Raw genomic sequence first — 25,125 nt, forward strand, 5'->3', positions numbered from 1 at the left:
AATAAATAATGATATTAAATAAAAAAAAAGTAAAAAGATTGGTTATATTTCTTTTTTATGATAAAGAAGGTATAGTTGACAATTATATTCCAACTTTTTTTGAAGGATTAAAAGAATTCTACGATAAACTTTGCTTTGTAGCAAATGGGAAATTACAAGAAGAGGGAAGAAAAAAAGTAGAAAAATATGTAACAGATTTTATAGTTAGAGAAAATAAAGGATTTGATGTATGGGGCTACAAAGAAGGTTTAGAATTTTATGGTTGGGAAGAATTAGAGAATTATGATGAAATAATTTTGATGAATTATACAATTTTTGGACCAATATATCCATTTTCTGAAATGTTTGAGAAAATGAATAAAAAAGATTTGGATTTTTGGGGAATAACAAAACATCATGAAGTAGATTTCGATGTTTTTGAAACATGTAAATATGGATATATACCAGAACATATACAATCAAGTTTTTTAGTTATTAGAAATTCTTTGTTAAAGACAAAAGATTATCAAGATATGTGGGAAAATATGCCAATGATAAATTCTTATGCTGAATCAGTAGGATTATATGAGGCTATTTTTACAAAAGAATTTAATGAAAAAGGCTACAAATCTGATGTTTATATTGATACAACTGATTTAGAAGGATATACAAGATATCCTTTGATGATGATGTCAGATGAATTGATAATAAATAGAAGATGTCCAATAATAAAGTTAAAATCTTTTTCACAAAATTATATGGATATATTAACAGATACATTTGGTTATTGTACTTTAGATTCATATAATTTTATAGAAAAGAAAACGGATTATAATACAGATTTAATATGGGAAAATATATTAAGAACTTCAAATATGGCTTCTATAAAAAGATTAATGCATTTAAATTATATACTACCAACCGAATATAAAAAGAATAAAATAGATATTAGTGATGATAAGATATTATTAATTTTTAATATATATTTTGAGGATTTAATAGATGAAGCTATAAGATATATGAAATCAATGCCTCTGAATTCTGATATATTAATAACAATTTCGAAAAAAGAATTAAAAGAGATATTGAAAGAAAAAATAAAAGAGTTACCATATAAAAATATAGAAATAAAAATAATAGAGAATCGTGGAAGAGATGTATCGTCATTTTTAGTTGGTGCTAAAGATAGAGTTATGAATTATGATTATGTTTGTTTTATGCATGATAAAAAAGATTATGAACAAATAGAACTTCTACAATCTTTTTCTTTTAGACACAGATGCTATGAAGGTAATTTATCAAGTAAAGAATATGTCATGAATATATTAGAGGTATTTAAAAAGAACAAAAGATTAGGAATATTAATGCCACCACCACCAAATCATGGAAATTATTTTCACATGATAGGAAATGAATGGGAAAATAATTTAAAGGAAACAGAAGCATTAGCAAAAAAATTAGGATTAAAAGTTCCTATATATTGGAGAGAAGAGCCAATAAGTCCATTAGGAACAATGTTTTGGTTTAGACCAAAAGCAATGAAAAAATTATTTGATTATGATTGGAAATATGAAGATATCTCAAGAATTGCTAATCTAAAAAACGGAATCCCGATGAAAGTGATAGAACGCGTATATGGTTTTGTTGTTCAAGATGCTGGATATTATGGAGCTTGGATAATGACAGAAAATATGGCAAGAATAGAGTTGACAAATTTAAATTATTCAATCAGAGAAATAAATCAATCTATATTTATGAAAAATTTTACAACAAGTTTATATGGAGTTATTACAGTTATTAATGATTATCAAAATAAATTATTTTCTAAGACTAATTTTTTTAATAAAAATGTTGAAAAAATAGAAGAAGAAAATAAAGAAAATTTAGAAAAAGATTTAAATTTTAAAGTTAAAGAAAATTTAGAGATTAGTAAAGAGAAAATAATAGTTTTAGAAAATGTTTCTATGGAATTTAAAATAACAAAAGAGAGAATATTTTCATTAAAAGAATTTTTTATAAATTTTTTAAAAAATAATTTAATATTTGAAAAGTTTAAAGCTTTAGATGAGATAAATTTAGAGATTTTTAAAGGCGATGTAATTGGAATAATAGGAGATAATGGTTCGGGAAAAAGTACTTTGCTTAAAGTAATATCTGGAATTATAAATCCTTCAAAAGGTAAAGTTACTGTTAAAGGTGCAATTTCACCATTAATAGAATTAGGAGCTGGTTTTGATGCGGAACTTTCGGGACGTGAAAATATATTTTTAAATGGTTATATTTTAGGATACAGTAAAAAAATTTTAGAGGAAAAAATAGATGAAATTATAGAATTTTCAGAATTAAAAGAATTTATAGATACACCACTTAAAAATTATTCGTCTGGAATGGTAGCTAGATTAGGATTTTCAATTGCAACAATAGTAGAACCAGAAATTTTAATTGTTGATGAAATTCTTTCGGTAGGTGATATAAAATTTCAGAAAAAAAGTGAAAAAAGGATAAAAGATCTTATGAAAAAAGGTTCTACTGTAATTTTTGTCTCACATTCAATAGACCAAATAGAGCAAATATGTGATAGAGTTATTTGGTTAGAAAAAGGAAAAATAAAAAAAATAGGTAAATCAGAAGAAATATGTCAAGAATATAGAGATAATTCATTTTCAGGAGGTAAATAGATGAATAAGCAAATATTAGTTACAGGAGCAAATGGATATATAGGAAAACATGTAGTAGAATGGTTACTTAATAATAATTATGATGTTTTAGCTACGGATATTTGTTTAGACAGAGTTGATGATAGAGCTCAAAAAAAAATTATAAACATATTTGAAAATTCAGAAGATTTTTCAGAAGTATTTAAAAATGTAGGTGTGTGTATTCACTTAGCATGGAGAAATGGATTTGTACATAATTCACTTACACATCTTCAGGATATACCGAAGCATTATGAATTTTTGAAAAAAATGAGTAACATTGGGATAAAGAATATAAATGTTATAGGAACAATGCATGAAATAGGATATTGGGAAGGTGAAATAACAGAGGAAACGCCAACAAATCCTATTTCACTTTATGGAATAGCTAAAAATTCTTTAAGACAATCTTTAATGATTTTGGAGAAAAATGAAAATATAGATTTAAAGTGGTTAAGAGTATACTATATTCAAGGAGATGACAAAAATAATAAGTCAATTTTTGCAAAAATTTTACAAAAAGAAAATGAAAAAGCGGATAAATTTCCATTCTCTACAGGTAAGAATAAATACGACTTTATAAGTGTATATGAATTAGCAGAAATGATTTCAAAAGCCTCTTTGCAAACAGAGATAAAGGGTATTATAAATTGTTGTTCTGGGAATCCAATTAGCTTAAAAGAAAAAGTTGAAAATTTTTTGAGAGAAAATAATTTAAAAATAAAACTTGAATATGGTGCATTTCCTGATAGAGAATATGATTCGCCAGCTATATGGGGAAATAATGCTGCAATATTAAAGATATTAAATAAGTAGACATCTGAAAGGAGAAAAATGATATTAGATAAAAATAAAATAAAAAGAGTCATAATTTTTCTTTTTTATGACAAGGATGGTATTGTAGACAATTATATACCAACTTTATTTGATGGACTTCAGGGTTTCTATGATAAATTATGCTTTGTAGCAAATGGTAAATTACAGGAAGAAGGAAGAAAAAAAGTAGAAAAATATGTAACAGATTTTATAGTTAGAGAAAATAAAGGATTTGATGTATGGGGCTACAAAGAAGGTTTAGAATTTTATGGTTGGGAAGAATTAGAGAATTATGATGAAATAATTTTGATGAATTATACAATTTTTGGACCAATATATCCATTTTCTGAAATGTTTGAGAAAATGAACAAAAAAGATTTGGATTTTTGGGGAATAACAAAACATCATAAAGTAGATGAAGACATTTTTGAAACATGCAAATATGGATATATACCAGAACATATACAATCAAGTTTTTTAGTTATTAGAAATTCTTTGTTAAAGACAAAAGATTATCAAGATATGTGGGAAAATATGCCAATGATAAATTCTTATGCTGAATCAGTAGGATTATATGAGGTGATATTTACTAAAGAATTTAATGAGAAAGGATATAAATCAGCAGTCTATATAGATACTACTGATTTAGAAGGATATACAAGATATCCTTTGATGATGATGTCAGATGAATTGATAATAAATAGAAGATGTCCAATAATAAAGTTAAAATCTTTTTCACAAAGATATTACGATATTTTGAACGATACTATAGGAAAATGTACTTTAAGTTCATATGAATTTATAAAAGAAAAAACTGAATATGATGAAAATCTAATATGGGAAAATATATTGAGAACTTCAAGTATGTCAGATATAAAAAGATTAATGCATTTAAACTATATTTTACCTACAGATTATAAACTCAAAGAAAATGATTTGTCGAATGATAAGTTATTATTAATCTTTCATATATATTTTGAAGATTTGATAGATGAATCTATAAGATATATGAAGTCAATGCCAGTAAATTCAGATATATTAATAACATTACCTAAAAAAGAATTAAAAAGTGTATTAGAAGAAAAGATAAAAGAATTACCATATAAAAATATAGAAATAAAAATAATAGAGAATCGTGGAAGGGATGTATCGTCATTTTTAGTTGGTGCTAAAGATAGAGTTATGAATTATGATTATGTATGTTTTATGCATGATAAAAAGACGGCGCAATTAAAACCTTATTGTGTAGGAAAAGATTTTAGATACAAATGTTATGAGGGAAATTTATCAAGTAAGTCATATGTAGAAAATATACTAAATCTATTTAAGGAAAATGAAAAATTAGGAATATTGATGCCGCCACCGCCAAATCACAGTAATTTTTATCATACATTAGGGAATGAGTGGGCCTCAAACTTGGAAAATACAAAAAAATTATCAGAAAAATTAAAATTGAAAACAAAGGTACATTGGGCAGATGAACCAATAAGTCCATTAGGAACAATGTTTTGGTTTAGACCAAAAGCAATGGAAAAATTGTTTGATTATGATTGGGAATATGAAGATTTTCCAAAAGAACCAAATGAAAATGATGGTACAATATTACATGCTGTAGAAAGAATATATGGATATGTAGTTCAAGATGCAGGGTATTATGGAGCTTGGGTAATGACAGAAAAATTAGCTAGAGTTGAGTTAACAAATTTATATTTTGCTTCAAGTGAAATAAATAAAGCATTGTTTAGAAAAAGATATAGTACAAGTCTTTATGGAATAGTGGAGATAATTTCAAATTCAAAAGGAAGTTTAACATATAAATTTAGATTAGCATTAAAAAAAATTCTTCCTAAATTTATATGGAATAAATTAAAAAAAATCTATTTATTTTTGAAAGGATAAGAAAATGCTACAAAAAAATATCAATAAATATATATATCTGACATTTTTATTTTCAATTGTTGTTTCTCTTTTTTTGCCACAGTGTACTATGAATCAATTTATAAGATAAAAAAAATTAATATAAAAAATATCAAAGTTTTAGATTTAAAATCAGAAAATAAAAAATTTCCTTATTATATTGATAAAGTTGAAAAACATAATAAAAAAATATTTATAGAAGGGTGGATATTAAAAAAAGGAGAAGATAATATTTATATTAACAGAGTACTTGTCTTAAAAGATAGTCAAGGAAATTATTATAAATTATTTACTAAATCAACTATAAGGAGAGAAATAAGTGCATGGTTTAAAAATGAACATAATTATGATAGAACAGGTATTATTTCTACAATAAAAATAAATAAAAATATAAAATATCCATTGGATATTTATTTTCTGATACAAGATAATAATGAAAAAATATTAATAAATACAAATTATAGAATAGAAGGAGAGAATAAATGATTATAAAACTAAAAAATTTTTTTGAAGAAAATAAAATTTATATAATTTTTTCATTAATTATTGGAATATTTATTTTTAAATATCAATATTCCTTAGCAGACGATATAAAATATAAAACAATGTTTGAAGAGTTAGGGAGATTAGGATTTATAAAATCTGAATATTTTCACTGGTCGGGAAGATTATCTGTTTTTATAGTAAAAGCAATTTTTAAATATAATCTTTTAGCATGGAAAATAGAAAATATAATTTTATCTTTTTTATTTTTGAAGGGATTATCTTATTATTATATTCCTTTTTTAGAAAAAAAAGATAAAATAAAAATGGATAAAATTATATTAACAGTGATGTTTTTTATATATCCTTATACAATAACTTCAACATTTGTATGGATGGCAGGGAACTATCATTATATTTGGCCTATTACGGGATTTATCTACGCAATGATTCCTTTTTATTATATTTTATTTGTTTCAAATAAGTATGAATTTTCTAAAATGAAATGGATTATTTTTTATTTATCAACTTTTATGACTGCTTATGTGGAACAAACTTTTTTTGCTATGTTTATTATAGCTAGTATTGCTTTGTTTATAATTTTAAGAAATAAAAAAATAAAAGAGAAAAAATTTTTTTTATTATATTATATTTTTTTTATTATTAATGCAGTTATCTCGAGATTAACTCCTGGATTTAAAGAAAGGGTTAGAACAGAACTTATGTGGTATCAAAATTATGAGAATATGCCATTTGGATATAGAATATATGAAGTTATTAATTTAGTGAATAAACACATTATATCAGGTTCTAATTTATTATTTTTTGTATTAGTTATTTTATTAAGTTTAATAGTTTACAAAAGATATAAAAAGAGGTTTAAAATACTTTATATTCCTTTTTTTTACATGGTGTTAAATCTGTTTCCTGTTAGTTTATTAGATAACAATGTAATGCTTTGGTATTTTAATTTTGAAAATTTTTTTAATCCTTCGAGAACAAATCAAACTTTATTTATAAGAAATGGCTTAGAAAAAATTCTTTTTGATGTTATGTATCCAATAAGAGAAATTAAAATTGGACGAATTGACTATTTACCATCAGTATTAACTTATATAATGATTATATTTGTTTCTTTTATAATCTTAATTTCGTTCAAAAATATAAAAAAAGGTATTTTAAATTTTGGAATTTATTGGGTTGGTATTGGAACAGTTTACATAATGTGTTTTTCTCCAACAATTTATGCAAGTGGAAGTAGAATTTTTTTATTAATGAATGTCTTATTTATTTTTATAATTTCTCAATTATATGTAGAATTGAATAAAGAATACAGGATAGAAGAAAATAGAGCATTTAGAATAGGAAAATCTGTATTCTCTTGTATATCATTATTAATATTATTTTCATATACAATATATTTATTGCAGTCAGTTAGTAATTAGAGAGGATTAAAATGAAAAAATTTAAGATTTTAGAAAGTTTTAGATTTATTGCAGCTTCAATAGTGGCTTTTGGACATTTCTATGATATTTTATTAAAAATTCCATCTCCAGCAGGAAACGCTGTTGATTTCTTTTTTGTGTTGAGTTCATTTATTTGGACGATAAAACTAAAAGATAATGACAGTATAGAGTCGTCTAAAATATTAAAAAAAGTATTTTTAGGGAGGTTCATAAGATTACTATTACCTTATGTAGTTTTACTTTTAATATGGAATATAGTATATTTTTTAGTATTAAAAGGGAGATTATATTCTTTTTATGACTTTTTTGTTGATATTTTTTTATTACAAACTTTAGGTTTGAGAAAAAATATATTTCAAGGATCTATTTTAGGAATTGCTTGGACTTTAGGCTTGGAGTTATATATAGGAACAATTTTATTTACTTTAATATATTTTTGGAATAAAAAATATAAAGAGATGTTATTTTTTATATTTATAGTTATAATGATAATTTCACAAAGTTTGATGTTGCATTTTTCTGATAAAGCTCAGGGTTATTTTTCTTTAGTACTAAATTCAATCCCTATAGGAGTTTTTAGAATATTGTATTCATATAGTATTGGTGGATTAGCAGGATTGTATTATAAAAAATATAAAATTAATTTTAAGAAAAATAAATTTTTAAAATATTCCCTATTGGAGATATTAATTGTTTTATTCATCTATTTATTATATGGAAGACCTGATTATAATCAAGATAATAATTTAATATTTTCAGTTGTAGCAGCGGTTTTAATAATAGTATTTACTTATGAGGGTGGAATTATTTCAAAAATTTTAGAAAAAATATCAATATTAGGAACACTGGGATATTCGATATATTTAATTCATCCAATAGTTATGGATATAATGGGACATTTTAATAAAACTAATAGGGTATTTTATTATGTTTCAATATTAATAACATCAATATTATTTTACAATTTGGTTGAGAAAAAATTCATAAAATTAAAAAAAGATATAAATAATAAAAATATTTATAAAAAAAATATGGAGAATAGAAATGAGAAGAATAACAATAATTGCACCAATGTACAATGAAGAGAATTTAGTATCAGAATATTGTGAACGAGTTTTAAAAAACTTAAAACCACTAGAAATAGATTATACTACAGAAATTTTAATGATTAATGATGGTTCTAAAGATAGAACTTGGGAAAAAATGAGTGAAATGTATGAAAAATATTATCCTAAGTTAAGTATAATTAATTTATCAAGAAATTTTGGATTAGAAGGAGCTATAAATGCAGGATTAGAAAAAGCGAAAGGAGATATTGTAATAGTTATGGATGCGGATTTACAAGATCCACCTTCCGTAATATTAGAATTAGTAAAAAAATATGAAAAAGGTTATGATGTCGTTGTAGCTAAAAGAAAAAAAAGAGAAAGTGACACATTTTTCAAAAAGTTCTCTGCAAATTTGTATTACAAAATTTCAGATAAACTATCTGGAAAGTTAAAACTAGAAAAAAATGCTGCTAATTTTAGATTGCTTTCTAGAAAAGTGGTTGATGAATTAAATAAATTAGAAGAAAAAAATAAAGTATTTAGAGTAACCGTTCCATTTGTAGGGATGAAAACAGCAGTAATAGAGTATAATAGGGATCAAAGATTTTCAGGAAAAACAAAATATAATTTATTTAGTATGATAAGATATGCATTAGACGGTATTACAAGTATTTCTATAGAACCATTAAGAAAAATTTTTACAATATCTATTTTTTCATCAATAGTAACAGTACTTTTGTTAATTTTATCAATAATAAGTAAAGAAAAACTGTATATCTTAGGATTTATAATAGGATTTTTTTCAACAATGATATTAGTGAGTTTAACAATAATTGGTGAATATACGGGACAAATAATGATAGAAAGTAAAAGAAGACCAATTTCAATTATAGATGATTATAAAACACCGAATAATATTGAAGAATAGAAGGAGAATATTATGAAATATGTAAGAGTTGGTAAATCAGGATTAAAAATTACCGAGATAACATTTGGAACAGCTTTAACAATAGGTACAGAATTTAATGAAGAAAAAAGAGTGGCAGAGTTAATTGATACTGCTTGGAATTTAGGAATAAGATCGTTTGATACTTCAAATAATTATGGAGAAGCAGAAACTTTATTAGGTAGAGCGTTAAGAAGATATAGAAGAGAAGAGTATGTAATATCAACAAAAGGCTCTTGGCCTATAGGAGAAACCCCTTTTCATAGAGGACTTTCAAGAAAACATATTTTATGGGCAATAGAAGAATCATTAAAAAAGTTAAAATTAGATTATGTTGATTTATATTATGCACATAGGTATGATCCTGAAGTTTCAATGGAAGAGATAGTAAGGACATTTAATTATCTTATAAATATTGGAAAAATAAGATATTGGGCAACTTCTGAATGGCCGATAGAAGCATTAGAAGAATGTCATAAAGTATGTGATGAATTAAAATTAGAAAAGCCAATTTTAGAGCAAAGTATTTATTCTTATGCGATAACTAAAGTTGAAAAAAACGGAGTAAAAAAGTTTTGCGATGAAAAAGGAATTAGCATATTAGGTTTTTCACCATTGGCACAAGGATTACTAACTGGAAAATACAGAAAAGGAATTCCAGAAAATTCTAGAATTGCTAAAAGAAAAAAAATAAATTATTCTAAAACATTAGATATTTATAATCAGAATAAGGAACGAATAGATAAATATTTAGAAATTTGTGAAAAGTATAAAGTAAAAGCTCATTATGTTGCTATTCAATGGATGTTAAGAAAAAATATTTTTCCTGTTATGGGAGCAAGTAGACCAGAACAATTAATTGATAATGTTAAGGGATTGGAAGCAAAAATACCAGAAGAATTATGGAAAGAATTAGATAAAATAAATGAAGAATAGAGGTTAATTATGAAGTTATCAATTTCAAATATAGCTTGGGATACATTAAATGATGAAAAAATTTATAGTATGATGGAGAAATATGGATTTAAAGGATTGGAGATAGCTCCTACTAAAGTTATGGGAGAAAATCCGTATGAAAAATTAGAAGAAGCTAAAATTTGGAAAGAAGAAATAAAAAAAAAGTATAATTTAGAAATTTCATCAATGCAGTCAATTTGGTTTGGAAAAACTGAAAACTTATTTGATTCTAAAAAGGAAGAAAAAGTGCTGATGGATTATACAAAAAAAGCTATAGATTTTGCAAATGTGATAGAATGTAAAAACTTAGTATTTGGTTCTCCTAAAAATAGAAATATTAATGAGGGTAAAAGTAGTAAAAATGAAAAAGAATTTTTTAAAGTATTGGGAGAATATGCATATAAAAAAAATACAATAGTTGGAATGGAAGCAAATCCAACTATTTATAATACAAATTATATTAATGATACAAAATCTGCATTAGAATTAGTAAAAAAAGTAAATTCAAAAGGATTTTTGCTAAATTTAGATTTAGGAACAATAATTTCAAATAATGAAAATTTAACAATATTACAAAATAATGTAAAATATATAAGTCATGTTCATATTAGTGAACCTTGGCTAAAAATGATAGAAAAAAGAGAAATACATAAAAATTTGAAAAAGATATTATTAAATGAAAATTATAAAAGATTTATTTCTATTGAAATGACAAAATTTAATGAGATAAAAAAATTGAAAATGTAATTAAATATATTAAGGAAATTTTTGGATAGTTTTATTTTTAAATAGGAAAAATAAAAAGTTAAGGAGTTGTATTCAAATAAAATTTTATGTTTGAAGGATTAGTTATGGAAAAATATGACAAAATAATAATAGGAGCAGGAATATATGGAATGTATGCTGCCAAACGAAGTTTAGAAAAAAATCCTAATGAAAAAGTATTAATACTAGAAGTAGAAAAAGAACCATTTAATAGGGGATCTTATATAAATCAAGCAAGACTTCACAATGGCTATCATTATCCAAGATCTTTTTCTACGGCATCAAAATCTGCAAAATATTTTAATAGATTCTATAATGATTTTAAAAAGGGGATCAATGATAAATTTGAAAAAATTTATGCGGTAGCCTCTGATTATAGTTGGACTAACGGAGAACAATTTCAAAAGTTTTGTGATAATTTAAATGTAAGATGTGATGAAATTCCTAAAGGAAAATTTTTTAATGAAAATACTATTGATAAGGCATTTTTGACACAAGAGTATTCATTTGATGCTAAGATAATTGGAAAAATATTGTATGAAGAATTAGTAAAATTAGGATGTAATTTTAAATTTGAAACGAAAATAGCGGAAATAAAAAAAGAAGAGAAAGAATATGTGTTTAAAACTTCAAATGGAGAAATATATTCAGCACCATTCGTTTTAAATGCAACTTATGCAGGAATTAATATAATTCATGATTTGTTAGGATTTGAATATTTACCAATAAAATATGAATTTTGTGAAGTGATTTTATGTGAAGTTTCAGAGAACATTAAAAATGTCGGATTAACAGTTATGGATGGACCTTTTTTCTCATTGATGCCATTTGGGTTAACAGGTTATCATTCTATAACAACTGTTTCAAGAACACCACATTTTACAAATTATGAAAATTTACCACCATATGACTGTTGTGGAGATGTAGAAAAGAAAAAACATCCTGAACATTCAAAAGGATGTATTCATTGTGGAATTTTTCCTGAAACTGCATTTGAAGAAATGGTTCAAATTGCTAAGAAATATTTGAATGAAGACATTGAAATAAAATATGTGAAGTCATTGTATACAATAAAACCTATTTTAGTTGCTTCTGAAATTGATGATTCAAGACCAACAATTATAAAACAGTATTCTCAAAGTCCAGATTTTTATACAGTATTTTCTGGGAAAATAAATACAATGTATGATTTGGATGAAATTTTATAAAAAAATTTAAAATAAAATTTTAAATTTATATTATTCTATTTAAATAAAAAGGAGAATCTTATGAAAAGAATAAGAAAAGCAGTGATACCCGCAGCAGGATTAGGAACAAGAGTATTGCCAGCGACAAAGGCTCAGCCTAAGGAAATGTTAGTTATTGTGGATAAACCAGCATTGCAGTATTTGGTTGAGGAGCTGATTGCTTCTGGGATTGAGGAGATTCTTATTGTTACAGGGAGAAATAAGAGTTCAATTGAAAATCATTTTGATTATTCGTTTGAGTTGGAAAAAACGTTGGAGGAAAAAGGGAAATTAGAGCTTTTGAAAGTGATCGATGATATTTCAAAATTGGCGAATATTTATTATGTTAGACAGAAGAAACCGTTAGGATTGGGACATGCGATTGGTTGTGCAGAAGCGTTTATTGGAGATGAACCGTTTGTAGTAGTGTTGGGGGATGACATTATTTATACTGATGAGAACAAAGGTGAGACTCCTGTTACAAAACAATTGATTGATAAATATGTTGAATTGAATGGTGGAAATATTTTGGGAGTTCAAGAGGTTGCTGAAAAAGATGTTAATAAATATGGAATTGTTAAGCCTTTGAAAACAATTGATGAGAGAACAGTTGAAGTAGAAAATTTTGTGGAAAAACCATCGTTGGAAGAGGCACCTAGTAGATTAGCTGCATTGGGAAGATATGTATTGGAACCAGAAATTTTTGGATATTTGAAAAATACGAAGCCTGGAAAAGGTGGAGAAATTCAGTTGACAGATGCAATTTTGGATATGAAGAATGATAAAGGGAAATTGTATGCGTATAATTACGATGGATTTAGATATGATACAGGGAATAAATTTGGAATGTTTGTGGCAAATGTGGAGTTTGGGTTGAGACATCCGGAATTGAAGGATAGAGCGAAAGAATATTTGAAAACATTGATAAAAAGATTGGATTAAGACATTATAATAAATATTGTTAGTGAGATTTAGCAATTTGGAGGAAAAAATGATAAAAAATTTGGAACAAAATTATATATCCGTTGTTTTAGTTATAAATGATGATAATAGCCAAATAGAAAGAAAAATAGAGAAAATAAAAAAAGTTTTGGATGATAATTTTAAGAGTAGTGAAATTGTAATAGTGGATAATACAGCTAAAGTAGATCCTTTAGAGTCATTGAAATCTTTGAACTTTAAACATACAGAAATTAAATTACCTATAAAACATAGAACACAACAGGCTTTAAATGCAGGAACTGCAATAGCAATAGGAGATTATATTGTTGAAATAGAAGATATTTCTTTTGATATAGACTACAATAAAATAATTGAAATGTATAGAAAAAGTCAAGAAGGATATGACTTTGTATTTTTAACACCAAAAAAATCAAGAAGATCTTCAAAAATATTTTATAATATTTTAAATAAATATTTTAAAAATTCATTTAATGAAGATATTAATTCATCGGTTATGACTTTATCATCAAGAAGAGGTCAAAATAAAGTAGCAGAAGTAGGAAAAAGAATTATTAATAGAAATGTTGCATATGTTCTTTCGGGATTGAAAAGTTCTTATATAATAGTAGATATGGATTATAAAAATAATAGAGGGTTTTCAGAAAATTTAATGTTAATGTTTGATACATTAATTTATTACACAGATGCAATTATGTTATTTACTCAAAGATTAGCTTTTGGATTTTTTATATTATTTGGATTAGGAGTTATTTACAGTATAATTACAAAAATTTTAAAAGAAACAATGGAGGGATGGGCTTCGTTATTCATAGTACTGAGTCTAGGATTCTTTGGAGTATTCTTTATTTTAAGTATTGTTATAAGGTATTTACATCATATTTTACAAAATTCATCAAATACAAAAGATTATATTTATAGGTCAATTGATAAAAAATAGTTTTTAGGAGATAAAATGAATATTGTAAAAAAATTAATAAATAAAGAAACTTTCTTATATTTAATTTTTGGAATACTCACAACGGTTGTAAATACAGTAAGTTTTTTTCTCTTTAATAAAACATTAAATTATAAAATAGCAAATACATTAGCGTTTGTTTTAGCAATTATATTCGCATATGTAACAAATAAATTATATGTTTTTGAATCAAAAAAAGAAGGAAAAGTTGAAATAATAAAAGAATTTGTTTTTTTTATAGGCTCAAGATTATTTACATTTATAATAGATATGCTTTTAATGGTCTTATTTGTAGAAATTTTATATAAGAATGTTATGATTTCTAAGATAATAGTCAATGTAGTTGTTATAATTTTAAATTATATTTTAAGTAAAAAATTGGTTTTTAAAAGATAGAATGAAGGAATAAAAAAAATGGAGAAAAAAATAGATATATTAATGGCAACATATAATGGCGAAAAATATTTGTCTGAGCAAATAGATTCAATTATTAATCAAACATATCAAGGATGGAATCTATTGATACGTGATGATGGTTCTACAGATAGCACAATGGAGATTATAGAAAGTTATCAAAAAAAAGACACTAGAATAAAAATTTTAAAAGATAATAAAGGTAATCTTGGAATTGTTAAAAATTTTGAAGAATTGTTAAAAATTTCAAAAGCCAAATTAATAATGTTTTCTGATCAAGATGATATTTGGAAAAAAGAAAAGATATTAAGATATTTAGAAAGGTTAGAAAAAATAAAAGAATTTAAAAATGAGAAAATTATGATTCATTCGAATTCAAATTTATATAGAGAGAAAAATCAAAAATTAAATTTATTTATTTCTGATAAATTTTTAGAGCAAAAATTGGAAAATGTATTTTTTAATTTTTTTGTTCAAGGCGCAACTATAATGATAACAAAAAGTTTAAAAGAATTTATATTACCATTTCCTGAAGAGGTTTATATTCATGATAGATATATTCATTTATTAACTGATATTCTTTTTAAAAGAGTTTTTATAAACGAATCTTTTATGGATTATAGACAGCATGAAAATAATCAAATAGGTGGAAATACTGATTGGAAGAAGTTAATATCTAAAAGATACTTTTATGAAAAAGATTATAAATTGATAAAAAAAATTTATGAGTTATATAAAAATAGATTGAATTTAGAGCAAAAAAATATGATAGAAAGTTATTTCAAAATAACAAATGTAAAACAAAATAGACTAAGAAGGTATACTGAATTAAAAAAATCTAATATTAATATGCCTTTAAAAAAACAGTTATCTTTATTATTGAAAGGGTAATTATGAAAATACTATTAACAGGTTCAAACGGTCAATTAGGCCACGAATTCAAAAAAATATTTGATAAAAAAAATATTGAATATATCGCAGTAGATTGCAAGAAATTGGATATCACAAGCGACAAAGCTCTAAAAAAATTCTTTCAAGTAAACAAAGAGATTACTCACATAATAAATTGTGCAGCATATAATGATGTGGATAAAGCTGAAACTGATAAAAAAGTTTGGTTGTCAAATTCTAAAGCACCAAAAAAGTTAGCTGAAATTTCTAAGAAAATTGGAGCAATTTTTGTTACTTATTCAACAGATTTTGTGTTTGATGGGGAAAAGAAAGTTCCATATAATGAAGACGATGAGGTAAATGGACTTTCTGAATATGCAAAAGCAAAAATAACTGGAGAAAAATTTGTGTTGGAGAGTTATAATAAAAGTTTTGTAATTAGAACTTCTTGGATGTTTGGCATAGCAAATAATAATTTCGTTAAGCAAGTAATAAATTGGAGCAAATCTCGAAATAAGTTGAGTATAGTAGATGATCAAGTATCAGCTCCCACATATTCAGTAGATCTTGCCGAATTTTCTTGGAAATTAATCCAAACTGAAAAATTTGGATTGTATCATATTACAAATGATGGAATTGCGAGTAAATATGACCAAGCAAAATATGTTTTGGAAAAAATTGGTTGGAAAGGAACGTTAGGAAGAGCTAAAACAGCTGATTTTAATCTTCCAGCAAAACGACCAGCTTATTCGAAATTGGATTCTAGCAAAGTTGAGAAATTGTTAGGTGAGAAAATTCCTACTTGGCAGTCGGGGATTGATAGGTTTTTAGAAGAGATGAAAGAAAATGAAGAGTTGTAAAAATTTTAAATTAAGCTGAGTTTTTCAGCTTTTTTTAATAAGATTTTTGTTTTATCAAAATTTTAAAAAACTATTCAAAAATTCAAAAAAATAGTTTATAATTAAATAAATAATTTAGAACGGAGAAAAATAAATGAAAAAAACAAATATATTAATTTTATTGGGATTTTTGAGCTTGAGTGTCATTGGAAGCGCAAAGACGCAACAGATTTTTGAAGAAAAAAATTATTCGATTGAAATGACACAAGAAAAGTCGGAGTTGACTAGTGAAAATAATTCTAGTAGTACTGAAGAAAATGGAAAAGAAGAACAAAGTCTTTTGGGAAAAAGAAGAAAAAAAGTTAGTGAAAATACTCAGACAAACGGAAAATATGGAAAAAAATCACTTTGGAATAAAATTGTGAATAGAAAAAAAAGTGATAAAAATGAAGAATGGAAATTAGTTTGGGATGATGAATTTGATTCGAACAGTTTAGATATGTCTAAATGGAGCTACTGGGGAGATAATAACATTCCTTGGAATGCGGGAAATTATTTGGATGAGAAAGGAAATTTGGTGGATCAGTCTGGATTTAAGGTTAAACATTATTATTTAAAGGATAATGTTAAAGTGCAAGATGGAAATTTAGTCATTGAAGTGAAAAAAGAGAATAATAAAACTGTGAATATTGATGGAAAACAGAGAAAAATATTGTATAGTTCTGGAGCAGTTCACACTAAAGGAAAATTTTCTGTGCAAGAAGGTAAGATTGAGATGAGAGCGGCTATGCCTAAAGGTGTAGGAACTTGGCCTGCTTTTTGGATGTGGCCTGAATGGTATAGCCAAGGGACTAAGTTAGCGGATGGAGAAATTGATATTTTTGAAATTTATGGTTCTGATTTGTCAAGAGTGACTGGGACTACACATGTTTTAAAAACGACGGAAAATAAATATCAGATGTTTGACGGAGATGATGAAAAGATTAAAAAGAATGAAGATTTGACACAATTTAATACTTATGCTGTCGAATGGGATTCAAAAGAAGTAAAATGGCTATTTAACGGAAGAGTTTACAAAAAGAGAACTATGAAGGAAATGGAGAAAAAAGCTGGAAGAAATCCATTTAATCAGCCATATTTTCTTATGATAAATGTGGCGCTTGAAAATCAAACTGGAAGTGATGGAGATGTGGATTTTCCGACAGAGATGAAAGTTGATTATGTGAGAGTCTATAAAAAAGATAAATAAAAGGAGGATGGTTATGGAAGTTAAAAAGTTTAAGGAAAATGATGTAAAGATATTTGCTGGTTCTTCGGCAAAAAAATTGGCGCAAAAAATAGCGGATTATGTAGGGCTGCCACTTTCAAAAAATAAGATTCAAAAATTTGCGGATGGAGAAATATTTACAAAATCGCTTGAAAGTGTGAGAGGAAGTAAAGTTTTTGTCGTGCAGTCAACTGCGGGAAAAGTGAATGAAAATTTGATGGAACTTCTGATTTTTATAGATGTGCTAAAAAGAGCGTCTGCTAAAGAAATTATAGCGATTATTCCATATTTTGCATATGCAAGGCAAGATAGGACGATTAATCCACATGATCCAATTACTGCAAAATTAGTTTCAAATTTATTGTTTACAGCTGGGGCGACAAGAATTGTTACGATGGAGTTGCATACTAGACAGACACAGGGCTTTTTTGACATTCCAGTTGATCATATGGAGCCGCTTCCGATTTTGGCAAAATATTTTGAAAAAAAAGGATTTTCTCAAAGTGAAGATGTCGTTGTTGTGGCACCTGACATAGGTTCACTAAAAAGGGCAAGAGGTTTTGCCAAATGGCTTGAAGTGCCACTTGCGATTGTAGAAAAGAGAAAAAATGAAAATGGGAAATATGAAGTTGAAAATTTAATTGGAGATGTGCGTGGTAAAAAGGTTATTTTGCTTGATGATATGATTAATACAGGAAAAACGGTTTGTAATGCAGCAGATGCGTTAATTAAAAACGGTGCAACAGAAGTGTATTGCTGTGCGACTCATGCGGTATTTTCAGATTATGCGGTAAAAAGACTAAAGGAATCTGTAATTAAAGAAGTTGTCGTAACAGACACAATTGAGTTAAGAGAAGATGAATATTTTGAAAAACTTACTGTTTTATCAACAGCTAAGATTTTTGGAGAAGCGGTAAAAAGAATAGTTGTTTATAAAGAAATGAGTAATTTATTTGTGAAATAAGGAGGAAAATATAGATAAAATGAGCCATTATTTTTCTGAAGTGCAAGATGTGAAATCAGCAAAAAAAATAATAAATTATGAAATTAAAAATGAAAAATTTGAGTTTTTGACTGATAATGGAGTTTTTTCAAAGACAAAAGTTGATTTTGGGACTGATGTGATGTTGCGGACTTTTTTGAATGAAAATAAAAAATTGGAAAATATTAGAATTTTGGATATTGGTTGCGGATATGGCGTTGTTTCTGTTGTTTTAAAAAGATTTTTTGAAAAAGCAAAAATTTTATCGACGGATGTCAATGAGAGAGCGCTGGAATTGACAAAAGAAAATATACAAAAAAATAATAGGACAGATGATTTTGAAGTTAGAAAATCTTTTGTATTTGACAATATTTCTGAAAATTTCGATGTGATTTTATCTAATCCACCAATTAGAGCAGGAAAGCAAGTGATTTTTGAAATTTATGAAAAAAGTTTTTTTCATTTAAACAAAAACGGAGAATTTTACTGCGTGATTCAAACTAAACATGGAGCTAAGAGTACGAAAAAAAAATTGGAAGAACTTTTTGGAAATTGTACTACACTTGTGATTGAAGCTGGATATAGAATTTTTAGATGTGTTAAAAATAGTTAAATAATTAGTTGAAAAAAGGAGTACGATTTTGTACTCCTAATTTTTTTAGTATTTGAAAATTACATTTGAGCTTTTTGGTCTTGAAATTTCTTTTTTAGCTTTTACATAGTCAATAAAAATAGGGACATCGCTTAAATATGTATTTGTTCCACCACGAGTTTTTATGATTTCACCAAGAGTTTTGTAACCGTCTTTTCCACTTGCAATGTATGAATTTGTTCCCATTACATAAGTTTTGTTTGAGTCAATTGGAACCCATTCGTTTGATTTTCTGTCAAGCACTTCGATTTTTTTGACTCTTGTTCCAAGTTTTCCCGCTTTTGTAGCTTCATATCTGATTCCAGCACCATAAGGGAATGATCCAGTTGAACCACCTGTAAGTGAATAATCTATCGCATCTTCAAGCACCTGTTTTACTTCTGAACCTTTGATTTCAAGCGTATAAATTGTATTTGTGGCAAAAGGCAGCAAAGTATACGCAAGGTCATAGTTAAATTCTCCTGGTTCCAGAGTAATTCTTATATTTCCGGCATTTCCAATGACAAAGTCGATATTTCTAGTTCCAATAGTTTTTAATTTGTCTAAAACTGATTCCATGACAAGAGTTGTTGCAAGAGAACCTTCTGGATTTTTTGCATCTGGAATACGGTTTTCAGAACCACCTGGAATTTTATCTAAAATTTTTCCAACTGATTTTTTACCCATTTCATTTTTTTCTTTTTTGTAACCTTCCAATAATTTTTCAGCTTGAGGTTCATTTTTTACAAATTTAATATTTTTATTTTCATTTACAAATTTAATAACTTTATCTTTTTCTGCTCCAGTCAATTGAATTTTTTTATCGTCTTTATCCTTCACTTCAAAAAAATTATCTCCAATTAATAATTGTGGATTTGCTACGACATTTGTAACAACTCCTTTTGGGTTAAAGTCTAATTTTAATTGACCAAGTAAATAAGCATAACACCAAGCTTCTACTACATAAGTTGGCTCACCGTTGGCATGGTCAATTTTTTTGGATAATCAGGATCTGCCACTTTTAGTCCAAATTGCTCAAATTGAGAACCCAATAAATAGTGTGTATCTCCTGATACGATTAAATCAATTCCTTCAACTTTTTTTGCAATTTCAAGATTTCTTTCGTATCCTGCATGAGAAAGCAGAATTATTTTGTTAATTCCTTTATCTTGAACTTCTTTTACATATTTTCTTGCTGTTTCCACTTCGTCGTAAAATTTTATGTCATCTCCAGGACTTGAAGATTCTTTAGTTTTTTTCACAACTTCGATTCCGATAATTGCAACTTTTTCGCCATTTATGTTTTTAATGATGTAAGGTTTCCATTTATTTTCTAAGATGCTTCCTTTGTCAGGTACAACATTTGCTGAAACAACTGGAACTTTTAGAACATCTAAAAATCCTTTTAATCCTTTATTTCCAGCATCAAATTCGTGATTTCCCAATGTGAATGCGTCAAATTTGATTTCGTTCATTATATTTGCGTCAGCTTTTCCTTCGAATAATGTGAAGTAAAGAGTCCCAGTTTGTGCGTCTCCAGCGTGTAGAACAAGAGTATTTTTGTTTTCTTTTCTAAAATCGTCAATTGCTTGAGCCATTCTAGCCATTCCGCCGATATTTACTGTAACAGTTTGGTCTCCTAATTTTAATGGCATTTTTTCTTCTTCCAGATGCGAGTGATGGTCATTGATGTGGGCAACATTTAACTCAAAATTTGAGTTAGTGCTTTTTTTATTTTTAGTCGTTTTTGCCATTGCGACATTTTGTGTAGCTGAAAATATTGTGATTGTCAGCGCTAATAAAAATAACTTTTTCATAAGAAAATCCTCCAAATGTTTTTTTGTATAATAAATTATAGTATAATTTTGCAAAAAAATCACGAAAAATTTTGGATTTTTATAAAAATTTTCTTTTATATTTTTGATTTATTCCATTCATAGTAGCTTTGATTTAAGCTATATGCGCAAAAACCATTATTAGTTAAGATTTTTGCAGCGATGTTGGCATAGGCGCAGTTTCTTCCACGGCAGTAGACGATTATTTTTTTATCTTTTGGCAAATCTTTCAAGTTTTCTTCTAGCATTTTCATTGGAATATTTATCGCATTTTCAATGTGCTGTGAATTAAATTCATCTTCTGGTCGCAAGTCAATTATTACAACATTTTCTTCTTCAACCATTTTTTGCGCTTCTTCAACAGTTAAAATTTTTGTTTTGCAACATTTTTCGTAAAATTCGTCGTGAATTTTTTGTACATCGGAAAGTTGCGTTTCACCGACATTTATCAGAAGATAAACCAAATCGATAATTTTTTCATTGGCAATTTTATAGACGACAAAATTTTTCTTTTTTTCACAAGAAACCAAATTTCCATCTTTCAATATTTGCAAGTGGCGAGAAGTGTTTGCAATTGTCATTCCAGTTTCACGAGCAATTTTTTCCACAGTTTTTTTCCCTTGCGAAAGCAAATCCAAAATTTCAATCCGTTTGTCACTTGACAGACATTTCCCAATTTTTGACAGTCCGCTGTAAAGGCTGTTTTTGTATTTTTCACATAATTTATCCATAATTAACCTCTTTTTTATAAAATTTTTTATTAAATATATTTTTATTTTTAAATAAAATTGTTGACAAAGTTTTTTAAATATGATATTATTCAATTAGTTAATTGAATAGTTGAATTTCTAAAATCAGTATATCATAATTTTTGGAAAAAATAAACTATAAAATTTAAGAAAATAAAATAATAATAAAAGAAAGAGGCGATGTTTTATGGCAATAACTTTAAGTAAAGATAATTTTGAAGCAACAATTTCAAGCGGAGTGGCTTTGGTAGATTTTTGGGCAAGCTGGTGCGGACCTTGTAAAATGCAGCTTCCTATAGTTGAAGAGTTGTCAAATGAATTGGGAGAAAAAGCAAAAGTTGGAAAAGTAAATGTTGACGAACAATTGGAGTTAGCACAACAATTTGGAATTCAAAGTATTCCTACATTGATTTTATTTAAAGATGGAAAACCATTGGAAGTTATGGTGGGACTTCAATCGAAAGAAACTTTGTATGAAAAAATAAATGGAGCATTATAGAAAAAATCAAAATAAAAATTAAAATCAAAATTTAAGTTTAAAAAAAATCAAAAAAATTGGAAGAAAAATTATGAATTTGAGAAATTATCTTTATTTGTAATTTTTCTTTTTTTAGAAAAGGAGAGAAAATGTTATATGATTCAGTAATTATAGGTTCTGGACCAGCTGGACTTACAGCTGCAATCTATTTGGGACGGGCAGGATTGAAAAATATTATTATAAATGGAATGGAGCCAGGTGGACAGCTTACAACTACGACTGAAGTGGAAAATTTTCCAGGATTTCCTGAAGGAATTGACGGCTCACAATTGATAGAAAATATAAAATCTCAAGCAAAAAAATTTGGAGCGGAATTTTTACAAGCACAAGTGAAAGAAATTGAATATAATGAAAGGCCTTTTAAAATCCATTTAGACGGCAAGAATATTATTGAAGCAAAAACTATAATAGTGTCAACTGGTGCGAGTGCAAGATATTTGGGAATTGAAAATGAAAAGGAAAATATTGGAAGAGGAGTGAGCGCCTGTGCGACTTGTGACGGATTTTTTTATCGTGGAAAAGAAGTCGTTGTAATTGGCGGAGGAGATACTGCGATGGAAGAAGCGACTTTTCTTACAAGATTTGCGACAAAAGTGACAATTATTCACAGAAGAGATGAATTAAGGGCTTCAGCAATTATGCAAAAAAGAGCCAAAGACAATGAAAAAATTGCATGGAAATTGAATTACACTCCTAAAAAAGTTTTGTCTGATGGAAAAGTTACAGGAATTGAATTGATAAATAATAAGACTGGTGAGACAGAAGTTTTAAAAACAGACGGAATTTTTGTGGCAATTGGAAGAAATCCGAATACAAAATTTTTAGGCGCTGCTGTTGAACTTGACAAAAATGGGTATATTTTGACAAAAGGGAAATCTTCCAAGACAAATATTCCTGGAATCTTTGCTGCGGGAGATGTGTGTGACGCTAGATACCAACAGGCGATAGTTGCTTCGGGAAATGGAGCAATTGCCGCTCTTGATGCAGAAGAATATTTAGTAGAACACAGTTTATAATTCGGAGGTTAAAGTTAAAAATGGAAGAAATACTAAATTATGAAAAATTAAGAGAAATTATTGCTGATAAAAAATTATTCTTGCTTTATATTTTAAGTCCAAGTTGCAGTGTTTGTAAAGCGGACTTTCCAAAAATTAAAGAAATTGCAGAAAGAGAAAATATAAAAAGTTATAAAATTGATGCGACAAAAGTAAAAAAGGCTGTAGGTCAACTATCGCTTTTTTCTGTTCCCGCTGTTCTCCTTTTTTATGAAAAAAAAGAAATTCATAGACAAGCAAGAATTATAGATTTTGAAGAATTGAAATTTAGAATTGAACAAATTAAATTAATAAAACTTTAAGATTACCTAAAAATTTAATTTAAAAAATTGACATTTAGTTGAATTTGGTATATTATATTTACTATAATTAAAAACTAAGTTAGGAGATGTAAAAATGAGTACAGAAATTACAGAAACAAATTTAGAAACAAATTCAACTTGGAAAACAAAATTGAGAGCGATGGGACCTGGTATCCTTATGGCATCTGCCGCTGTAGGAGGTTCACACATTGTATCATCGGCACAAGCAGGAGCAATTTACGGATGGCAACTACTTCTTGTCGTTATTTTAGTAAACTTATTTAAGTATCCATTCTTTAGATTTGGTGTTCAATATACATTAAATACAGAAAAAAGTTTAGTTGAAGGGTACAGTCACAGAGGAAAGGCTTATCTTTGGATATTTTTCATATTAAACGTATTTTCAGCAATGGTAAATACGGCAGCTGTAGGTATTCTTACAGGAGCAATTATGATGAATATTATTCCAAAAAGTTGGGGACTTTCAGTTGGACAAATAACAATAATATTAATAATTTTAATTTGGGCAATGATAATTCTTGGAGGATATAGCGTTCTTGATGGAATTTCAAAATTTGTTATGATTACTTTGACACTAGCAACAACAATTGCAGTAATTATCGCTGCTATTAAAGGTGGTCGTCATATTCCAGCAAATTTTGTAGCACCTTCACCATGGAATCTTGCAGCACTTCCATTTATTATATCATTAATGGGTTGGATGCCTGCACCAATAGAAATTTCAGCAATAAATTCAATGTGGCTGGAAGAAAAGAAACGTACATCAGAAGTTTCATATGAAGATGGGTTATTTGATTTTAATGTTGGATATATTGGAACAGCTATTCTTGCAGTTATCTTTTTAGCACTTGGAGCATTAATCCAATATGGTTCACCAGAAAAAGTAAAACCAGCAAGTGCCGCTTATATCGCACAACTTATAAAAATGTATATGTCTGAAATCGGTTCATGGTCAAGATTGCTTATCGCATTCATTGCATTTATGTGCCTTTTCGGAACAACAATTACAGTTATTGATGGATATTCTCGTGCAAATGAAGAAGCATTGCGTATTCTTTTAGGAAAAGAAAAATCTTCGCAAAAAGCTCTTAATATCTGGTTTACAGTAACTTCAATAATAGGTATTTTAATCGTACTTTTATTCGAAGGAAATGTTGCTAAAATGATGCGTTTTGCAATGATTGCCTCATTTATCTCAACACCAGTTTTCGCATGGTTGAACTTACAACTTGTTAAAACAGGAAAACATAAAGTTTCAGGAGCATTATACTGGCTTTCTGTTGTAGGATTAATTTACCTTTCAGGATTTGCAATTTTCTTCTTAATTGCTTATTTTGGAAAACTTGTATAAAATTTTTAAAAAGTAAAATAATAAAAAAATGG

At 26.9% G+C, this 25,125-nt stretch carries 24 protein-coding genes and 1 pseudogene; 22 read left to right on the forward strand and 3 right to left on the reverse strand.

From position 1 onward, the window contains the following. The first annotated feature begins 8 nt into the window (after positions 1 to 8). The 18 genes from J5A73_RS09990 to J5A73_RS10075 all read left to right on the forward strand — a co-directional run bounded on the left by J5A73_RS09990 (position 9) and on the right by J5A73_RS10075 (position 19,224). Complete coding sequence (locus tag J5A73_RS09990; RefSeq protein ID WP_211615417.1) at positions 9 to 2,657, forward strand: rhamnan synthesis F family protein; 2,649 nt, start codon at positions 9 to 11, stop codon at positions 2,655 to 2,657. After that, entirely contained in the window at positions 2,658 to 3,491 is an 834-nt protein-coding gene (locus J5A73_RS09995) for an NAD(P)-dependent oxidoreductase (RefSeq protein ID WP_211615419.1), read from the forward strand. 18 nt (positions 3,492 to 3,509) lie between these two features. After that, the gene (locus J5A73_RS10000; RefSeq protein WP_211615421.1) at positions 3,510 to 5,390 is read left to right on the forward strand and encodes a rhamnan synthesis F family protein; all 1,881 of its coding nucleotides are present in this window, start codon (positions 3,510 to 3,512) and stop codon (positions 5,388 to 5,390) included. An 81-nt stretch (positions 5,391 to 5,471) separates the two neighbouring features. After that, positions 5,472 to 5,894 (forward strand): hypothetical protein, encoded by a 423-nt coding sequence (locus J5A73_RS10005; RefSeq protein WP_211615423.1) that lies wholly within the window; start codon positions 5,472 to 5,474, stop codon positions 5,892 to 5,894. Beyond that, positions 5,891 to 7,336, forward strand: coding sequence for a DUF6056 family protein (locus J5A73_RS10010; protein ID WP_211615425.1), 1,446 nt, complete (start codon positions 5,891 to 5,893; stop codon positions 7,334 to 7,336). Before J5A73_RS10005 ends, J5A73_RS10010 begins: the two co-directional genes overlap by 4 nt. A gap of 11 nt (positions 7,337 to 7,347) precedes the next feature. Further along, positions 7,348 to 8,439, forward strand: coding sequence for an acyltransferase (locus J5A73_RS10015; protein ID WP_211615427.1), 1,092 nt, complete (start codon positions 7,348 to 7,350; stop codon positions 8,437 to 8,439). Further along, on the forward strand, positions 8,402 to 9,334 hold the full coding sequence (locus J5A73_RS10020; RefSeq protein WP_211615432.1) for a glycosyltransferase family 2 protein: 933 nt from the start codon (positions 8,402 to 8,404) through the stop codon (positions 9,332 to 9,334). Before J5A73_RS10015 ends, J5A73_RS10020 begins: the two co-directional genes overlap by 38 nt. A 12-nt stretch (positions 9,335 to 9,346) precedes the next feature. After that, entirely contained in the window at positions 9,347 to 10,288 is a 942-nt protein-coding gene (locus J5A73_RS10025) for an aldo/keto reductase (RefSeq protein ID WP_211615433.1), read from the forward strand. A gap of 9 nt (positions 10,289 to 10,297) precedes the next feature. Next, a complete protein-coding gene (locus J5A73_RS10030) occupies positions 10,298 to 11,056 on the forward strand; it encodes a sugar phosphate isomerase/epimerase (RefSeq protein ID WP_211615434.1) in 759 nt (252 codons plus the stop codon). Between the two features lie 86 nt (positions 11,057 to 11,142). After that, entirely contained in the window at positions 11,143 to 12,282 is a 1,140-nt protein-coding gene (locus J5A73_RS10035) for an FAD-dependent oxidoreductase (RefSeq protein WP_249069276.1), read from the forward strand. 60 nt (positions 12,283 to 12,342) lie between these two features. Beyond that, entirely contained in the window at positions 12,343 to 13,242 is a 900-nt protein-coding gene (gene galU, locus J5A73_RS10040; protein ID WP_211615435.1) for a UTP--glucose-1-phosphate uridylyltransferase GalU, read from the forward strand. Positions 13,243 to 13,291: 49 nt separating this feature from the next. Then, positions 13,292 to 14,200: a glycosyl transferase family 2 gene (locus J5A73_RS10045; protein WP_211615436.1), complete on the forward strand. Its 909-nt coding sequence runs from the start codon at positions 13,292 to 13,294 to the stop codon at positions 14,198 to 14,200. A 15-nt stretch (positions 14,201 to 14,215) separates the two neighbouring features. After that, the gene (locus J5A73_RS10050; RefSeq protein ID WP_211615437.1) at positions 14,216 to 14,614 is read left to right on the forward strand and encodes a GtrA family protein; all 399 of its coding nucleotides are present in this window, start codon (positions 14,216 to 14,218) and stop codon (positions 14,612 to 14,614) included. Positions 14,615 to 14,656: 42 nt separating this feature from the next. After that, positions 14,657 to 15,523: a glycosyltransferase family 2 protein gene (locus J5A73_RS10055; protein WP_211615438.1), complete on the forward strand. Its 867-nt coding sequence runs from the start codon at positions 14,657 to 14,659 to the stop codon at positions 15,521 to 15,523. A gap of 2 nt (positions 15,524 to 15,525) precedes the next feature. Continuing rightward, positions 15,526 to 16,383 (forward strand): dTDP-4-dehydrorhamnose reductase, encoded by an 858-nt coding sequence (rfbD, locus tag J5A73_RS10060; protein ID WP_211615439.1) that lies wholly within the window; start codon positions 15,526 to 15,528, stop codon positions 16,381 to 16,383. Positions 16,384 to 16,516: 133 nt separating this feature from the next. Continuing rightward, complete coding sequence (locus tag J5A73_RS10065; protein ID WP_249069277.1) at positions 16,517 to 17,611, forward strand: family 16 glycosylhydrolase; 1,095 nt, start codon at positions 16,517 to 16,519, stop codon at positions 17,609 to 17,611. Positions 17,612 to 17,624: 13 nt separating this feature from the next. Further along, a complete protein-coding gene (locus tag J5A73_RS10070) occupies positions 17,625 to 18,593 on the forward strand; it encodes a ribose-phosphate pyrophosphokinase (RefSeq protein WP_249069278.1) in 969 nt (322 codons plus the stop codon). Between the two features lie 19 nt (positions 18,594 to 18,612). Continuing rightward, complete coding sequence (locus tag J5A73_RS10075; protein ID WP_211615443.1) at positions 18,613 to 19,224, forward strand: class I SAM-dependent methyltransferase; 612 nt, start codon at positions 18,613 to 18,615, stop codon at positions 19,222 to 19,224. Between the two features lie 45 nt (positions 19,225 to 19,269). On the opposite strand, the gene J5A73_RS10615 is transcribed toward J5A73_RS10075, so the two are convergent. The 3 genes from J5A73_RS10615 to J5A73_RS10085 all read right to left on the reverse strand — a co-directional run bounded on the left by J5A73_RS10615 (position 19,270) and on the right by J5A73_RS10085 (position 21,808). Then, the gene (locus J5A73_RS10615; RefSeq protein ID WP_249069279.1) at positions 19,270 to 20,082 is read right to left on the reverse strand and encodes a 5'-nucleotidase C-terminal domain-containing protein; all 813 of its coding nucleotides are present in this window, start codon (positions 20,080 to 20,082) and stop codon (positions 19,270 to 19,272) included. Positions 20,083 to 20,201: 119 nt separating this feature from the next. Next, the gene (locus J5A73_RS10620) at positions 20,202 to 21,059 is read right to left on the reverse strand and encodes a metallophosphoesterase (protein ID WP_249069281.1); all 858 of its coding nucleotides are present in this window, start codon (positions 21,057 to 21,059) and stop codon (positions 20,202 to 20,204) included. Between the two features lie 95 nt (positions 21,060 to 21,154). Next, a complete protein-coding gene (locus tag J5A73_RS10085; protein ID WP_211615445.1) occupies positions 21,155 to 21,808 on the reverse strand; it encodes a metalloregulator ArsR/SmtB family transcription factor in 654 nt (217 codons plus the stop codon). Between the two features lie 196 nt (positions 21,809 to 22,004). Between J5A73_RS10085 and trxA the strand changes: the two are divergent. The 4 genes and pseudogenes from trxA to J5A73_RS10105 all read left to right on the forward strand — a co-directional run. Next, positions 22,005 to 22,325, forward strand: a pseudogene (trxA, locus tag J5A73_RS10090) (thioredoxin); the annotation flags it as partial. A 128-nt stretch (positions 22,326 to 22,453) separates the two neighbouring features. Continuing rightward, positions 22,454 to 23,380, forward strand: a complete 927-nt coding sequence (trxB, locus tag J5A73_RS10095; RefSeq protein WP_211615449.1) for a thioredoxin-disulfide reductase — start codon at positions 22,454 to 22,456, stop codon at positions 23,378 to 23,380. Positions 23,381 to 23,400: 20 nt separating this feature from the next. Beyond that, positions 23,401 to 23,721, forward strand: coding sequence for a thioredoxin family protein (locus tag J5A73_RS10100; RefSeq protein ID WP_211615451.1), 321 nt, complete (start codon positions 23,401 to 23,403; stop codon positions 23,719 to 23,721). A gap of 94 nt (positions 23,722 to 23,815) precedes the next feature. Then, positions 23,816 to 25,093: an NRAMP family divalent metal transporter gene (locus J5A73_RS10105; RefSeq protein WP_211615453.1), complete on the forward strand. Its 1,278-nt coding sequence runs from the start codon at positions 23,816 to 23,818 to the stop codon at positions 25,091 to 25,093. The last annotated feature ends 32 nt before the right edge of the window (positions 25,094 to 25,125 follow it).

The sequence above is a fragment of the Leptotrichia sp. oral taxon 218 genome (assembly GCF_018128225.1).
Classification (GTDB): Bacteria; Fusobacteriota; Fusobacteriia; order Fusobacteriales; family Leptotrichiaceae; genus Leptotrichia.

Bases quoted from the DNA above. Each gene is read 5' to 3' on its own strand.
- J5A73_RS10010 (WP_211615425.1), top strand. From the start codon at position 5,891: ATGATTATAAAACTAAAAAATTTTTTTGAAGAAAATAAAATTTATATA.
- J5A73_RS10030 (WP_211615434.1), top strand. From the start codon at position 10,298: ATGAAGTTATCAATTTCAAATATAGCTTGGGATACATTAAATGATGAA.
- J5A73_RS10000 (WP_211615421.1), top strand. From the start codon at position 3,510: ATGATATTAGATAAAAATAAAATAAAAAGAGTCATAATTTTTCTTTTT.
- J5A73_RS10070 (WP_249069278.1), top strand. From the start codon at position 17,625: ATGGAAGTTAAAAAGTTTAAGGAAAATGATGTAAAGATATTTGCTGGT.
- J5A73_RS10085 (WP_211615445.1), bottom strand. From the start codon at position 21,808: ATGGATAAATTATGTGAAAAATACAAAAACAGCCTTTACAGCGGACTG.
- J5A73_RS10035 (WP_249069276.1), top strand. From the start codon at position 11,143: ATGTTTGAAGGATTAGTTATGGAAAAATATGACAAAATAATAATAGGA.
- J5A73_RS10050 (WP_211615437.1), top strand. From the start codon at position 14,216: ATGAATATTGTAAAAAAATTAATAAATAAAGAAACTTTCTTATATTTA.
- J5A73_RS09995 (WP_211615419.1), top strand. From the start codon at position 2,658: ATGAATAAGCAAATATTAGTTACAGGAGCAAATGGATATATAGGAAAA.
- J5A73_RS10045 (WP_211615436.1), top strand. From the start codon at position 13,292: ATGATAAAAAATTTGGAACAAAATTATATATCCGTTGTTTTAGTTATA.
- J5A73_RS10620 (WP_249069281.1), bottom strand. From the start codon at position 21,059: ATGAAAAAGTTATTTTTATTAGCGCTGACAATCACAATATTTTCAGCT.
- J5A73_RS10075 (WP_211615443.1), top strand. From the start codon at position 18,613: ATGAGCCATTATTTTTCTGAAGTGCAAGATGTGAAATCAGCAAAAAAA.
- J5A73_RS10100 (WP_211615451.1), top strand. From the start codon at position 23,401: ATGGAAGAAATACTAAATTATGAAAAATTAAGAGAAATTATTGCTGAT.
- galU (WP_211615435.1), top strand. From the start codon at position 12,343: ATGAAAAGAATAAGAAAAGCAGTGATACCCGCAGCAGGATTAGGAACA.
- J5A73_RS10105 (WP_211615453.1), top strand. From the start codon at position 23,816: ATGAGTACAGAAATTACAGAAACAAATTTAGAAACAAATTCAACTTGG.
- rfbD (WP_211615439.1), top strand. From the start codon at position 15,526: ATGAAAATACTATTAACAGGTTCAAACGGTCAATTAGGCCACGAATTC.
- J5A73_RS10015 (WP_211615427.1), top strand. From the start codon at position 7,348: ATGAAAAAATTTAAGATTTTAGAAAGTTTTAGATTTATTGCAGCTTCA.
- J5A73_RS10055 (WP_211615438.1), top strand. From the start codon at position 14,657: ATGGCAACATATAATGGCGAAAAATATTTGTCTGAGCAAATAGATTCA.
- J5A73_RS10020 (WP_211615432.1), top strand. From the start codon at position 8,402: ATGAGAAGAATAACAATAATTGCACCAATGTACAATGAAGAGAATTTA.
- J5A73_RS09990 (WP_211615417.1), top strand. From the start codon at position 9: ATGATATTAAATAAAAAAAAAGTAAAAAGATTGGTTATATTTCTTTTT.
- J5A73_RS10025 (WP_211615433.1), top strand. From the start codon at position 9,347: ATGAAATATGTAAGAGTTGGTAAATCAGGATTAAAAATTACCGAGATA.
- trxB (WP_211615449.1), top strand. From the start codon at position 22,454: ATGTTATATGATTCAGTAATTATAGGTTCTGGACCAGCTGGACTTACA.
- J5A73_RS10065 (WP_249069277.1), top strand. From the start codon at position 16,517: ATGAAAAAAACAAATATATTAATTTTATTGGGATTTTTGAGCTTGAGT.